The sequence below is a fragment of the Ammoniphilus soli genome, assembly GCF_040813775.1.
Map to the genome: position 1 here is coordinate 111,282 of NZ_JBEGDL010000005.1, position 14,390 is coordinate 125,671.

Here is a 14,390-nt window from a genome sequence, read left to right on the forward strand (position 1 = left end):
GAAAATGGAAATTAAGCTGAATGACAGCTATAATTTAAATATGCAAAGCCTAAGGGGGGATACATATTGATCAACCAGGAAAGATTGCTTCAGGAATTCATGGAGCTCGTCCAAATTGATAGCGAAACGAAAAACGAGCGGCAAATCTGTGATGTGCTGAAAGAGAAGCTAACTGAGCTCGGCTTAGAAGTAATTGAGGATGACACGGCGAAGGTCACGGGTCACGGGGCCGGAAACCTGGTAGCCACGCTAGCTGGGAATGCAGAGGCGCCCACGATTTACTTCACTTGCCATATGGATACGGTAACGCCTGGAAAGGGGATTAAGCCCAGTGTGAAGGACGGGTACGTCGTATCCGATGGCACGACAATCCTCGGCAGTGACGATAAGGCTGGCATTGCCGCTATACTTGAAGGGCTCCGAACGTTGCAGGAGCAGAATGCCCCGCATGGAACGATCCGTTTATTTATCACCGTTGGGGAAGAATCGGGGTTAGTGGGAGCGAAAGCTTTTGATTCTTCTATGCTGCAAGCGGACTATGGCTTTGCTCTAGACAGCAATGGAAAAGTGGGAGATATTATTGTGGCTGCCCCAACCCAAGCCAAGATCAAGGCGGTTGTCCATGGAAAGGCTGCTCATGCGGGAGTCAATCCGGAAAGCGGAATAAGCGCGATCCAAGTTGCGAGCCGGGCGATTATGCGGATGCCGTTGGGGCGAATCGATGAGGAGACCACTGCGAACATCGGGATCATCGAAGGCGGCCAAGCGACGAATATTGTTTGCCCCCGTGTGGATATTTTAGCGGAAGCCCGCAGCATCGTTCCGGAAAAGATGGAGGCGCAAGTAGAAAAAATGAAAAAAGCCTTCGCCGAAGCCGCAGAAGAATTCCACACCCGGATCGATGTAGAGGTTGAAGTGATGTACCCCGGCTTTAAGTTTGGCGAGGAGGACTTGGTGACCCAGAAGGCCATGGAAGCGGTGAGGAAAGTGGGGCGCGAGCCTCGGTTGCTTTCCAGCGGCGGCGGAAGTGATGCGAATGTAGTAGCGGGGTTTGGCATTCCAACCGTCAATATGGCCATCGGCTATGAGGAAATCCATACCACCGATGAAAGAATGCCGATTGAAGAATTGAATAAAGCAGCTGAACTGGTCGTGGCCTTAGTTCAGACCGCATTGGAAAAATAACAAGAGAGGGAAGATTAATCTTCCCTCTCTGTCATTTGCGCGAAGTCGTGAAGGATATAGGGTTCAACGATTTCATAATCACCATAGCCCAAGTTCTGATCGATATAGGCTTCGGGATCCACCATCTCTAGGTCTTGCTCTGGGATAGGCGAATCATCCTCTGCATTTAATCGATAGTTTTCTTCAAAGCCCTGCGGCAGTCCTTCCTCCTCAAAGCTGCCCCCTAAACCGTTGAGAATCTCATAAGCGGCAATCCAATTTTCATCAAGAGCCGAGACCTCTACTTGAGAACCAGTAACCGAAATGTTTTCAAATCCAGCGCTGATCAAATAATCTTTTGCCCGCTCTGCTTCTTCGGGTGAGGTGAAATTTGTGAGAATGTGTTGGGCCATGCGCTCATAACCTCCATTTAGAGACATTAATTTCAATGTTCCCCAAATGAAAAGGCCTTATGACCGGAGGAAAGAGATGATACAGACTGTTCATGGTGTTGTAACCGCCATTATTCGCGAAAGGGAAGATATTCAGGAGATTGAGGTAGACATCCTGGAAAAAAAAGAGAAAGCCATCAATTATCCTGTCTTTACAGGAAAAGTCGGAGTTGGTCAACGGGTTACACTGAATACGACCGCTGTAAGGCTTGGGTTAGGCACGGGAGGATATCATTTTGTCATGCATGCTGACGGCAGGACCGAGGACCGGGCGATACGCGGGGACCGCCATATTATGAAGCTGAGGTATACGCCTTTCCAGATTGCCACAGGTTCCTGTGAAGAGCAAAATAGCCCATTTCACATTGAATTTCACCGCCATCGGTCCCTTGAGGGAATGACTGTCCTGGTCGGTGAGCTTCATAGTATGCTCCCTATAGCAGTTACATATATTAAACAAATAAATCCGGCCCTGCAAATTGCCTATATCATGACAGACAAAGCCTCTCTTCCGATGTCCTTTAGCAGGCATGTGCAGCATTTAAAAGAAAAGGAGTGGCTTGCGGGAACCGTCACAGTCGGTCATTCCTTCGGGGGAGACTTCGAAGCTGTAAACATTTATACGGGTCTTTTAGCTGCTAAACATATTATTAAGGCGGACCTTGCTATTGTGATTATGGGACCGGGGATTGTTGGAACTGGGACTCCGTTGGGTTTTACCGGTATGGAACAAGTGGAGCTTTTGCATGCCGCAGCATCCTTGCACGGAAACCCCATTCTGATTCCAAGATTGAGTGGAGCAGACACGCGCAGCAGGCATCAGGACATTAGCCATCATACCTTCACTGTGCTGGAACACACCTTAGTCCCGGTTACGATTCCGGTCTTGGAAGAGGTTGCGCGGAAAGCAACTGTCCCTTCTTCTTTTCATAGATGGGTTCCTGGAAAAAAAGAATGGCTTGGAAACCTGGAAGATATACTAAGCCGTTACCCAGAGTCCATTACAACCATGGGGAGAAGCTTTCGGGAAGATCCTTTGTTTTATGAATCGGTTGCCATTGCGGCTGATTACGCCCATTTCATGGCTTGCGGCAAGGCTGATGGCCTTTTTGATTCAGCAGCTCTTGGAGCGTTATGGAAAGATTCGACCACTCCTTGAGCTTGGCTCGAATCTCCCATACTTTTCCTGTCGCACGGATTGTATTAGTATTATAATAGATTTTCATTATCCGGCTCCTCCTTCATTTTTGTAAGAGCATATGAAAGCGAAGGACAAGCTAGAACACAGGGAGGAAGTAAGTTTGAGCAAATTCCATGAAAAAACAATCAAGAGCGATCTCATTTTTGAAGGGAAGGTCATTACGCTTCAGGTAGACGAAGTCGAGCTTCCCAATGGAAACTTATCTAAGCGAGAGATCGTGAAACATCCTGGTGCAGTTGCGGTCATCGCGGTGACGCCGGAAAATCGAATAATCATGGTCAGGCAATTTCGCAAGCCCTTAGAGAAAACCATCTTGGAGATCCCTGCAGGAAAACTGGAAAAGGGCGAAGAACCGTTGGCATGCGCCAAGAGGGAATTAATCGAGGAAACCGGTTATAGGGCCAGTGAAATGAAATTTGTTTCCTCTTTCTATACCTCGCCTGGATTCGCCGATGAGATTATCCATATCTATGAGGCTCAGGGCATACAGGCAGGTGTTGCCCAACCCGATCAGGATGAATTTGTCGATTTGGTCGAGGTGACGCTAGAAGAGGCGTTCCAGTATATCCAAAGCGGAGACATTATCGATGCCAAAACGGTATTCGCGGTCTACTATTGGGAAAATGCCCAATTGAAGAGGCAGGAGCAATGAAAGAATTTTTCGCTGACCTCCATATTCACATTGGCCGAACCTATAAGGGGAAGGCGGTAAAGATCACAGCATCCCGTACGCTGACCTTTTCAAGGATTATAGAAGAAGCCTCGGAGAGAAAAGGGCTTGACATGATCGGGATCATTGACATGCACTCCCCTGAAGTGCTGGAGGAAATGGATGAACTCATTCTTTCCGGTCAAGTGCAAGAGCTTCCTGGGGGCGGGCTGAAGTATAAAAACACGGTCGTTATTTTGGGGAGTGAAGTGGAACTGCGATTTGAACAAGTCGGGGGAACCGCCCACTTCCTTGTTTATTTGCCGACCGTAGCGGAAATGAAATCTTTTTCCAGCTGGCTTTCCCAACGGGTAAAGAATATTCAATTAAGTACCCAGCGGGCCTATGCTACGATGGAGGAGCTGCAGGAGCGAGTGACAGAAGGAAAGGGGATTCTGATCCCAGCTCATGTGTTTACCCCTTTCAAGAGCGTCTATGGAAACTGTGGGCCTTCGTTGCATCAATTCATGGATGCTTCTCTGGTACCGGCCGTGGAGTTGGGTTTGAGTTCGGATACGGACATGGCAGATTGTTTAGGTGAGCTTGCTGACAAAACTTTTGTGACAAATTCAGATGCCCATTCTCTGGCTAAAATTGCCCGGGAGTATCAAAAAATGCGAATGGGGGAATGCAGCTTCGATGAGCTGCGCAAGGTGCTATGGAGGGAAGAGGGACGGAAAATAACTGCTAATTATGGATTGCACCCTAAACTGGGGAAGTACCATCTCACCCGCTGTGCCTCCTGTGACGAACTGGTCCGGGAAGGCGCGGAGGGGCGCTGTCCTTACTGCGGTCATCACCAACTCATCCGAGGGGTCTATAACCGTCTGATGGATATCGCTGATCGAAAAGAGCCCATTCATCCAGATCACCGCCCGCCATATATCCATCAGGTTCCGCTGGAGTTCATTCCGGGCCTTGGACCCAAGAAGATTCAGGATTTGCTGCGTCACTTCAAAACCGAAATGAACGTCCTGCACGAAGCGGATCAAGAGCAGCTTGCATCCATTGTAGGAGAACCGATTTCCCGTCTCATTCTAACCAACCGCATGGGAGAAATGGCGATGGAGGAAGGTGGGGGAGGCCGTTACGGCAAGATCCTGCCAACATAAGAAATACACTCATATCTGATCCCCTCCCCGCATAAAGTGAAGTATGACCAACAGATAAGCGGAGTTTTGGAGGGACCGGGATGAGGCAAAGTAAATTTGGACAAACTATACAATTGCATCTTAAGGAAAATATTTCGCTTTACCTGTTCATCATAGTTCTCTTCACGATGGGTGTCAGCTTTGGCGCCGTTATTGTAAATTCTCTTTCCCTCGCTCAGAAGCAGGAACTGTCGGGGTATCTTGGCCAGTTTTTTCAAGTGATGAATGAAGGGGTGGAAAGCAACGCGAGAATGGCTTTCCAGCATTCTTTGGGAGACCACCTTAAGTATATCGGCTTTATGTGGATTCTTGGACTTTCGATTATAGGGCTACCGGTCATTCTCGTCATGGTGTTCCTTAAAGGGCTTGTCATTGGCTTCACCGTTGGGTTTCTGGTCAATCAATGGAGCTGGAATGGCATGATGCTTGCAGGACTGTCCGTCCTGCCGCAAAACCTCATCGCTATACCTGCCATTATTATTGTAGGTACGGCGGGCATTTCTTTCTCCCTTCGCCTCATACGTTCTCGCTTTCTTCGAAGAGGGGAGCCGATCTACCATCATTTCCTCCGGTATTCCCTGCTTATTGTTTTTATGGGAGCGCTTCTTGCGGTATGCTCTATGTTTGAAGCCTATGTCTCTCCTCAACTAATGAAGCAAATTGTTGTTAATGTCATGGGTGTATAAAGTGTTGCCTCAGTGCAATTTCGTATTTGACTTCTTTTGTCTGCCTCTTCTATAATGGATGAAGTGAGATCGGAGTGCCATGACCGAACAAAGATACTATGGCGTTCAAGGTGCGGGGAGGAATAGACGTGGAAGAAAGAATAGACCGGATCAAACAACAATTGCATTCACATGGCTACAAACTGACGCCTCAGCGGGAAGCCACGGTCAAAGTTCTTCTGGAGAATGAGGAAGATCACCTCAGCGCAGAAGATGTCTACTTGTTAGTAAAAGAGAAAGCACCTGAGATCGGATTAGCTACAGTATACCGCACATTGGAATTGCTCAGTGAACTTAAAGTGATTCACAAGATAAATTTCGGCGATGGAGTAGCTAGGTATGAATTCCGCGCAGAGAATCAAGCCCACCATCATCACCACCTCATCTGCGTTCAGTGCGGTACGGTTGATGAAATTGAGGATGACCTGCTAGACGACGTAGAGAATATTGTAGAACGCGATTTTAATTTCAAGATAACGGATCATCGTCTGACCTTTCATGGCGTGTGCCACCGTTGTCATGGGGAAGCGGAATAACTCGAAGGAGAAATCGAATTTCGATTTCTTTTTTTTTTTTTTTTGAGGAACTTTGAATCCCAAACTTCTAATTTCAAGGTTTCGATATGTATATTACGCCCATAATAGGAATAAAGATGAATTAATCTTGTCCGAAAGGGATTGGGCGGTGGGAAGATGTTTATTTCATTCAGAAGATTGTTTGAAGGAATTCGACTTATTATTATCTTTGCTGTAACCACCTTCATATTTTTCAGTGTCATTTCATTTTTTTCTGACGTGATCAAGCCGAGCAATCCGTATCGTAAACCAGAAGGCAGAGCCCTAAAGGTTATGAAGGTTGAGGAGCATTTCTACCCTTCTTCCGAGAGCGGCGCCATAGAAAGGCTCAAGTTGTTTTATTGGTATGGAGAATGAAATTTCGCAGATAAGGCAGGAAAATAAATAAAGGAAGTGGAATAACATTATGGAGAAATTGTTGCAATAAAGGAGAAACCCAATGGAAACATGGTTGAATCAGTTTATGGAATACCTTCAAACAGAAAAGGGACTTGCTAAGAATTCCATAGACTCTTACCGAAGGGATCTGCTTATTTATTTATACTTCTTGGAATCCAAACATGTTTCTGACTTGAAAAATGCAAACGAAGATGACCTGACTCAATTTCTTTACTATTTAAAGGAGAAAGGCCGAGCGGCTTCGACGATATCCCGTCATTTGGCATCCATACGATCCTTTTATTCCTACTTGCTAAGAGAACAAGTCTTACATAAAGACCCGACGATTCATCTTGAATCCCCAAAAGTAGAAAAGAGACTTCCCAAGATCTTGACCATCGATGAGGTTGAACGCCTAATGAGTTCTCCAGTCCTTGAGGATCCGGCTGGATTAAGGGATAAGGCGATGCTAGAGCTTCTTTATGCTTCCGGGGCTAAAGTGTCAGAAATGCTTTCTGTTGACGTAGAAGAGGTTAATCTTGAGCTTGGTTATGTGAAGTGCATAAATAAGAGCCGTGAACGGATTGTCCCCCTTGGGAAATATGCCATCGAAACATTGGGCAGCTACTTGCAGAAGGGTCGTCCAGGCTTTGCAAAAAATGAGGAAGAACAAGCCCTTTTCCTGAATCAGCATGGGAACCGGCTGTCTAGGCAAGGATTCTGGAAATTGATTAAGAAATACGCGGAGAAGGCAAAGATCAGCAAGGACATTACCCCGCATACGCTTCGGCATTCCTTTGCCGCCCATTTGCTCGAGAACGGAGCCGACCTGCGTTCGGTCCAAGAAATGCTTGGTCATGCCGATATTTCTACTACGCAGATTTATACACAAGTGACGAAGCCAAAGCTAAGGGAAGTTTATTCAAAGGCACATCCTAGGGCTTAATCCATCGCTCTTTCGATACAACTATGGATCGAAAACGAGCGTTTTTTTGTCCTGTCAGAATTAAAACTTCGTTAGATTATTTGAACAGCACGAGGAAAGCCTGGAGACGCAGAACGAAAGCTTGGCGTCGGCCAAGTTTCTAGTGTCATTGGTAAAATAGGAATAGGTTGGGAAAAATAAAAAAGCAAAATGAGATTCGTTCAGGGGGTAAACATGAAATTTGATCGTATTTTTCTAATTGTTTTAGATAGTGTAGGGATTGGTGAACTCCCCGACGCCGATAAGTTTGGGGATAAGGGAGCCCATACCTTGGGGCATATTGCTGAAAAAATGAATGGGCTGAACATTCCTCATATGCAGGCCCTCGGATTGGGGAATATCGAGGCTCTTCAAGGAGTCGAAGCGCCATCGGAAACGAAAGCCCATTATGGAAAGATGGCCGAGGTCTCTGTGGGAAAGGATACGAGCACCGGGCATTGGGAGATAATGGGACTTAAGGTTTCTACTCCCTTTAATACATACCCAGAGGGATTTCCTAAAGAACTCATCGAGACCTTTTCTAAGCGCATTGGCCGAGGGGTGCTAGGGAACAAACCCGCATCAGGAACGGAGATTATCGCTGAACTAGGAGAAGAGCATATAAAAACAGGAGATGTTATTGTCTATACTTCAGCTGATTCTGTTTTTCAGATTGCTGCCCATGAAGAGGTGGTTCCTCTTGATGAACTCTATCGAATTTGTGAAGCAGCCAGGGAGCTTACGCTAGAGCAAAGTGAATATCCGGTGCTGAGAGTAATCGCTCGGCCTTTTATCGGGAGTCCCGGCCAATTCTCGAGAACAGCAAATCGCAAGGATTATTCCTTAAAGCCGCCTGGAAAAACCGTGATGAATCATTTGGTGGACGCCGGATATGATTCTATCGCCATAGGAAAAATCTCCGATATTTATGCTGGCGAAGGGGTAAGCGATTCTGTTAAAACCAAGGACAATATGGATGGCGTGAATAAGCTCCTAGAAGTGATGGACCGTGATTTCAAGGGACTTGCCTTTCTTAATCTCGTGGACTTCGATGCCTTGTTTGGTCATCGCAGAGATCCTATCGGATATGGCCAGGCCCTAGTAGACTTTGATGCTCGATTGCCAGAAATCCAAAGCAAGCTGCGAGAAAAAGACCTATTGATCCTGACTGCGGATCATGGCAATGACCCCATTCACCATGGTACAGATCACACGAGGGAGTATGTCCCTTTACTTGTCTATCATGCAGGTCTTACTCAGGGGGGAAATTTAGGGGTACGAGAGACCTTTGCGGATATTGGAGCTACAGTAGCAGAGAATTTCGAGGTGAACGCGCCGGAGATCGGCACGAGTTTTCTAAAGGACATAGGGGGATTGTAGGATGCTAAATTTTGAACAGATCCAGGAGACAAAGGAATATATCAGTGCCAAACTTGATGCGGTTCCGGAGATCGGCTTGATCCTTGGCTCTGGCCTTGGAGTATTGGCAGAGGAAATCACCAGCCCAAAGGCTATCCCTTACCATGAAATTCCTCATTTTCCCGCTTCGACCGTGGAGGGCCATAAAGGCCAATTAGTCGTTGGCCAATTGAGGGGAAAGAATGTCGTAGCCATGCAGGGGAGGTTCCACTTTTATGAGGGATATTCCTTAGATACTGTAACTTTTCCCGTCCGTGTAATGGCCGCCATTGGCGTGAAAAAAATTATCGTAACGAATGCTGCCGGAGGCGTAAACACAAGCTTTGAACCGGGGGACTTGATGATCATTGAGGATCATCTGAATATGACAGGGAGAAATCCTCTCATTGGAGCGAATGATGATCGCCTAGGAGTGCGGTTCCCTGACATGTCCGAAGCGTATTCCAAAGAATTGATCGGTTTAGCAGAACAAGCGGCAGCGGAACAGGGAATCCCCTTGAGACGAGGAGTATATGCCGGATTGACTGGACCAAGCTATGAGACGCCTGCGGAGATACGCATGCTGCGTTCCATAGGGGCTGATGCGGTAGGAATGTCAACGGTCCCTGAAGTAATCGTCGCGCGCCATAGCGGGATGATGGTGCTGGGAATCTCTTGCATAAGCAATATGGCTGCGGGGATCTTGCCACAGCCTTTGTCTCACGGGGAGGTTATGGAAACAGCTGAAAAAGCAAAGGAAAAGTTCTTAGGGCTAGTCCAAGGAATTATAGAGAAGATATAAATGATAAGGCTGTCCCTGAAGGTCGGAAAAACCGACTTTTGGGGAACAGCTTTTTATTTTTCGCAGCGTATGACAAATTTCTTGCAAAAATTGTAGAAAATACCATTAAAAATGATATAATCGTATTTGGGCGTGAGGGCTCAAAATGCCAGAAGACTTCGAAGACTACCTTCTCGACTAGTTGTTTGAAATAAAGAAAAAGTCATGGGGGAGGTTAGTTTCTTGAAGAAACAGGGGCTTTTTAAACTGTCTGCTGTTATACTTTCCAGCCTGCTGCTCACCGCTTGTGGTGGCGGACCGGCTATGCCAATAACAGATAAGCGTGCTGAACTTGCGGTTAAGAAGGAAGATAAGGGAGATCAAGTGCTTCGCCTTAACATCGACAGTGAGCCGCCTACGCTTGACCCTGGTCTCGCGAAGGATAGCGCTTCTGGTACATTGATTCGCCAAATGTTTGAGGGCCTTACTCGAGTGGGGGAAGATGGAGTTCCCCACGAAGCTGCAGCGGAGAATATTGAGGTATCCCATGACTTGAGAACCTATACCTTTACCATCCGAAAAAATGCCAAGTGGTCAAACGGCGACCCTGTTACCAGTTATGACTTTGAATATGCCTGGAGGCGTATTCTAATGCCTGAAACCGCAGCTAATTATGCCTACCAGCTGTATGTCATCAAGAATGCAGAGAAATTCAACAAGGGTGAGATTAAGGATGGGACTGGAGTGGGGATCAAGGCTGTTGACGATCGAACACTGGTAGTTGAACTGGAGAACCCGATTCCATACTTCCTGGAATTGACAGCGTTTTATACCTATATGCCAGTCAATCAAAAGATCGTAGAGGCTAACAAAGATTGGGCGAGAAATGCAACAGAAAAGTATGTATCCAATGGGCCTTTCAAATTAGCCAAGTGGGAGCATCACAACATGCTTGAAATGGTCAGAAACGACCAGTATTGGGATACAGAAAAAGTTCAGCTCGAGCGAATTACATTTGCCATGATTGAAGACAACGTGACATCCTTTAACATGTATGAGAATGGAGAGCTGGATTGGGCAGGTGCACCTACAGCCGACCTGCCTATCGATGCGATCCCTGCGCTGAGAGACCAAGGAAGACTTCATGTCTATCCCATTGCCGGCACGTATTGGTATAAGTTCCAGACGGAAAGGGTACCCTTCAATAATGCAAAAGTACGTAAAGCATTTGCCTATGCCCTTGACCGTCAAGCGATTATAGAGAATGTGACCCAAGCGGACCAAATTCCTGCCATGGGAGTTGTACCCCCAACGATGGCCGTAGGTGAAGGCGGCTATTTCGAGGATCATGATGTCGAAGGGGCGAAGCAATTATTGCAAGAAGGTTTAGCGGAGCTAGGCGTAACGAAGGAAGAGTTGGATATTACGCTCAGCTATAATACCGGTGAAGGACACCAAAAGATTGCTGAAGCGATTCAGGACCAATGGAAGCAAGCTTTAGGCGTGGATGTCAAGCTTCACAGCTTAGAGTGGCAGGTATTAATAGATGAGCAGGACAATGGAAATTATCAAATTGGCCGCATGGGCTGGTTTGGCGACTTTAACGACCCGATCAACTTCTTGGAGCTATTTAAAGATAAATATGGCGGAAACAACGATACGCTTTGGGAAAATACTGAATTCCAACGTTTACTCAACGAGTCAGCCTTGCAAACAGACCTTGAGAAACGTAAGCAGATCCTTGGGCAAGCAGAGCAGATCTTAATGGATGAAATGCCCATCATGCCTATCTATTTTTATACCAGATCTTATGTAAAGGACGAAAAAGTAAAAGGCGTTCTTCTTCATGGACTTGGTGATGTGGATTACAAATATGCCTATATTGAGTAGATGCTGGTAACGATTAAGTTGCTTTCTGGATTCAAGCATGATAAGTTAACGAAACATGTAAAGGTATATGTTGCGGAGTCATCCCGTTTGATGACTCGCCATATACCTTGCTTATTGTCGGAGGTGTTAATGGGTGGCAAGCTACCTATTCAGACGCTTAATTTTCTTCTTTATTTCTTTGTTCCTGATTGTCAGTGCGACGTTCCTTTTGATGAAAGCGATACCAGGTGATCCGTTCACTTCGGAGAAAGCTGTTCCAAAGGAAATTATGGAGTCTATGAGGGAGCACTATGGACTGAATGATCCGCTTCAGATCCAGTATGTAAAATATCTTGGATCCGTAGCAACCTGGGATTTAGGGCCATCATTCAAATATAAGGCTAGAACAGTAAACGAAATAATAAACGATGGTTTCCCCGTTTCCTTCACGCTTGGTTTATCTGCTTTACTGATAGCTATTAGTTTGGGTTTGCTATTAGGAGTCATTGCGGCACTCTATCACAACAAGTGGCAGGATTATGCGGCAATGCTCGTTGCCGTACTTGGGATTTCCGTACCTAGCTTTATTCTGGCCACCTGTTCACAGTATATCTTCGCTATTAAGCTAGGCTGGTTTCCTGTGGCCAGATGGGGATCATTGGAGCAAGTAGTCCTTCCGGCATTCGCATTGGCGGCACTCCCCATGGCATTTATTGCAAGATTAACCCGTTCTAATATGCTAGAGGTATTGTCACAGGATTATATTAAAACAGCGAAAGCAAAAGGAATGAGTAAGTTTACCACGACGTTCCGGCACGCACTGCGAAATGCTCTGATGCCTGTAATTACGTACTTGGGCCCTCTGTCCGCAGGAATTTTGACGGGGACTTTCGTCATTGAGAGAATTTTTGGGATTCCGGGCCTCGGAAGCCATTTTGTAACAAGTATCGGTAACCGGGATTATACGGTGATTATGGGTACGACCGTATTTTATAGTGTTAATCTAATGCTCATGATTCTATTGGTGGATATTGCCTATGGAATCATAGACCCAAGAATTAAACTCTCCGGGAAGGGGAAATAGAACTTGTCCCAGCCAATGAAATTGACCAAGGATTTGTTTCAGCCGATTGAAAAAGATTGGAGCAAGGCAGAAGAAATATCCCGTCCCAGCCTTTCCTTCTGGCAAGATGCCTGGAGACGCCTTAAAGCAAATAAACTGGCGATGGCAGGCTTGTGGAGTTTAGTCATCTTGAGCATTATGGCTGCCATTGGCCCGATGATCAATGGCTTTACCTATTATGATACAAACTTAAAACTCAAAAACTTGGCTCCAAATGCAATATACTGGTTTGGTACAGATGATTTGGGGCGCGATATGTTTACTCGTGTATGGTATGGTGCTCGTATCTCCTTGTTTATCGGGATTGCAGCCGCCCTGATTGACCTGGTCATAGGAGTTATTTGGGGGGGGATTGCAGGTTTTAAAGGCGGTAAAGCGGATGAGTTGATGATGCGCTTTGCCGATATCCTCAATGGCCTTCCGTATTTGCTTGTCGTAATCATGCTTATGGTTGTAATGGAGCAAGGCTTACTTACGATTATTGCGGCCATGACCATTACAGGATGGATAGGGATGGCTCGCATTGTACGCGGACAAATCCTTCAATTTAAAGAACAGGAGTATGTACTGGCAGCCCGTTCCCTTGGGGCCAGTGAATCCCGTATTCTATTCAAGCATGTGATTCCCAACGCGATGGGGCCCATCATTGTGACCATGACACTGACGGTTCCTAGCGCCATTTTTACAGAAGCTTTCTTGAGCTTTTTGGGATTGGGTGTCCAAGCGCCGATCGCGAGCTGGGGGACCATGGCAAGCGATGGGTTAGGGGCCTTGCGTTATTATCCATGGCGGTTATTCTTCCCAGCTGTCTTCATCAGTATCACGATGCTTGCTTTTAACGTATTAGGAGATGGCTTGCGTGACGCGCTGGATCCTCGTCTGCGCAAATAACCTGGGGGTGGACGGAAGTTGGAGAAGATCTTGGAAGTTAAAGACTTGCATGTCTCCTTTCATACCTACGCTGGTGAGGTCAGAGCTGTCCGCGGTGCCAATTTCCATGTAGGCAAAGGAGAGTCCTTAGCCATTGTAGGGGAATCCGGCTGCGGGAAGTCTGTGACGGCCCAGACGATCATGAAATTGATTCCAATGCCCCTAGGGCAGATCAAACAAGGGCAAATCCTTTTTGAGGGTGAAGATATAGTAAAAAAATCGGAGAAAGAAATGCAAAAGGTCAGAGGAAAGGAAATGGGGATGGTTTTTCAGGATCCGATGACTTCCTTAAATCCAACGATGACGATCGGGGCACAAATCGTGGAAGGCTTGGTCAAGCATCAAGGCCAATCCAAATCGGAAGCCAGAATCCAAGCGATGGATATGCTCCGTCTAGTGGGCATCCCGAATCCTGAAGTCCGACTCGATCAATATCCGCATGAATTCAGTGGAGGGATGCGCCAGCGTGCGATGATTGCGATGGCTTTAGCCTGCCAGCCGAAGCTGTTAATTGCGGACGAGCCCACCACGGCGTTGGATGTGACGATCCAGGCGCAGATCATGGATCTAATGAAAAAGCTCCAACTCCAGACCGGAACTTCGATAATATTGATAACCCATGACTTGGGAGTTGTAGCTGAAACCTGCGATCGGGTGGTAGTCATGTATGCAGGCCAAGTGATCGAAACCGGCACAGTGAATGAAATCTTTTACAACACGATGCATCCCTATACGAAGGGCTTGCTGAAGTCTGTTCCGCGTCTGGACCTGAAAAAAGATGAAGAGCTTGTTCCCATTTATGGCACGCCGCCAGATCTCTTGCATCCGCCAAAGGGATGCGCTTTTGCTGCGCGATGTGATTACACAATGAAAATTTGCACCCAAATAGAGCCTCAGATGGAGGACATGAGCCATACCCATAAAGCGGCTTGCTGGCTGAACCATCCCATGGCGAAGGAGGGTGAATAGG

The 14,390-nt window shown here is 46.6% G+C and carries 15 protein-coding genes and 1 pseudogene; 14 read left to right on the forward strand and 2 right to left on the reverse strand.

All coding sequences use genetic code 11. The features are described 5' to 3' along the window. Nucleotides 1-66: 66 nt before the first annotated feature. Nucleotides 67-1,185 (forward strand): M20/M25/M40 family metallo-hydrolase, encoded by a 1,119-nt coding sequence (locus tag ABLT31_RS12560; RefSeq protein WP_367751955.1) that lies wholly within the window; start codon nucleotides 67-69, stop codon nucleotides 1,183-1,185. Nucleotides 1,186-1,199: 14 nt separating this feature from the next. On the opposite strand, the gene ABLT31_RS12565 is transcribed toward ABLT31_RS12560, so the two are convergent. Continuing rightward, nucleotides 1,200-1,577: a hypothetical protein gene (locus ABLT31_RS12565; RefSeq protein WP_367751957.1), complete on the reverse strand. Its 378-nt coding sequence runs from the start codon at nucleotides 1,575-1,577 to the stop codon at nucleotides 1,200-1,202. Between the two features lie 76 nt (nucleotides 1,578-1,653). On the opposite strand from ABLT31_RS12565, the gene ABLT31_RS12570 reads away from it, so the two are divergent. Beyond that, nucleotides 1,654-2,775 (forward strand): DUF3866 family protein, encoded by a 1,122-nt coding sequence (locus ABLT31_RS12570; protein WP_367751959.1) that lies wholly within the window; start codon nucleotides 1,654-1,656, stop codon nucleotides 2,773-2,775. A gap of 22 nt (nucleotides 2,776-2,797) precedes the next feature. On the opposite strand, the pseudogene ABLT31_RS12575 reads toward ABLT31_RS12570, so the two are convergent. Continuing rightward, nucleotides 2,798-2,842, reverse strand: a pseudogene (locus tag ABLT31_RS12575) (hypothetical protein); the annotation flags it as partial. A 75-nt stretch (nucleotides 2,843-2,917) separates the two neighbouring features. Between ABLT31_RS12575 and ABLT31_RS12580 the strand changes: the two are divergent. The 12 genes from ABLT31_RS12580 to ABLT31_RS12635 all read left to right on the forward strand — a co-directional run bounded on the left by ABLT31_RS12580 (nucleotide 2,918) and on the right by ABLT31_RS12635 (nucleotide 14,389). Beyond that, nucleotides 2,918-3,469, forward strand: a complete 552-nt coding sequence (locus ABLT31_RS12580) for an NUDIX domain-containing protein (protein WP_367751961.1) — start codon at nucleotides 2,918-2,920, stop codon at nucleotides 3,467-3,469. Further along, entirely contained in the window at nucleotides 3,466-4,638 is a 1,173-nt protein-coding gene (locus tag ABLT31_RS12585) for an endonuclease Q family protein (RefSeq protein ID WP_367751964.1), read from the forward strand. The genes ABLT31_RS12580 and ABLT31_RS12585 overlap by 4 nt, the downstream gene beginning before the upstream one ends. Nucleotides 4,639-4,718: 80 nt before the next feature. Then, nucleotides 4,719-5,363 (forward strand): stage II sporulation protein M, encoded by a 645-nt coding sequence (gene spoIIM, locus ABLT31_RS12590; protein ID WP_367751966.1) that lies wholly within the window; start codon nucleotides 4,719-4,721, stop codon nucleotides 5,361-5,363. Nucleotides 5,364-5,491: 128 nt separating this feature from the next. Then, nucleotides 5,492-5,938 (forward strand): ferric iron uptake transcriptional regulator, encoded by a 447-nt coding sequence (fur, locus tag ABLT31_RS12595; RefSeq protein ID WP_367751968.1) that lies wholly within the window; start codon nucleotides 5,492-5,494, stop codon nucleotides 5,936-5,938. 156 nt (nucleotides 5,939-6,094) lie between these two features. Then, a complete protein-coding gene (locus tag ABLT31_RS12600) occupies nucleotides 6,095-6,334 on the forward strand; it encodes a DUF4227 family protein (protein WP_367751970.1) in 240 nt (79 codons plus the stop codon). A gap of 82 nt (nucleotides 6,335-6,416) precedes the next feature. After that, nucleotides 6,417-7,301 (forward strand): site-specific tyrosine recombinase XerD, encoded by an 885-nt coding sequence (gene xerD / locus ABLT31_RS12605; protein ID WP_367751972.1) that lies wholly within the window; start codon nucleotides 6,417-6,419, stop codon nucleotides 7,299-7,301. A 213-nt stretch (nucleotides 7,302-7,514) separates the two neighbouring features. Then, complete coding sequence (gene deoB, locus ABLT31_RS12610; protein ID WP_367751974.1) at nucleotides 7,515-8,699, forward strand: phosphopentomutase; 1,185 nt, start codon at nucleotides 7,515-7,517, stop codon at nucleotides 8,697-8,699. 1 nt (nucleotide 8,700) lies between these two features. Next, the gene (locus ABLT31_RS12615; protein WP_367751976.1) at nucleotides 8,701-9,519 is read left to right on the forward strand and encodes a purine-nucleoside phosphorylase; all 819 of its coding nucleotides are present in this window, start codon (nucleotides 8,701-8,703) and stop codon (nucleotides 9,517-9,519) included. Between the two features lie 222 nt (nucleotides 9,520-9,741). Next, complete coding sequence (locus ABLT31_RS12620; protein WP_367751978.1) at nucleotides 9,742-11,388, forward strand: peptide ABC transporter substrate-binding protein; 1,647 nt, start codon at nucleotides 9,742-9,744, stop codon at nucleotides 11,386-11,388. Between the two features lie 133 nt (nucleotides 11,389-11,521). Beyond that, nucleotides 11,522-12,451 (forward strand): ABC transporter permease, encoded by a 930-nt coding sequence (locus tag ABLT31_RS12625; protein ID WP_367751980.1) that lies wholly within the window; start codon nucleotides 11,522-11,524, stop codon nucleotides 12,449-12,451. Between the two features lie 15 nt (nucleotides 12,452-12,466). Next, a complete protein-coding gene (locus tag ABLT31_RS12630) occupies nucleotides 12,467-13,381 on the forward strand; it encodes an ABC transporter permease (RefSeq protein ID WP_367751982.1) in 915 nt (304 codons plus the stop codon). An 18-nt stretch (nucleotides 13,382-13,399) separates the two neighbouring features. Further along, the gene (locus ABLT31_RS12635) at nucleotides 13,400-14,389 is read left to right on the forward strand and encodes an ABC transporter ATP-binding protein (RefSeq protein ID WP_367751984.1); all 990 of its coding nucleotides are present in this window, start codon (nucleotides 13,400-13,402) and stop codon (nucleotides 14,387-14,389) included. Nucleotide 14,390 lies beyond the last annotated feature (1 nt).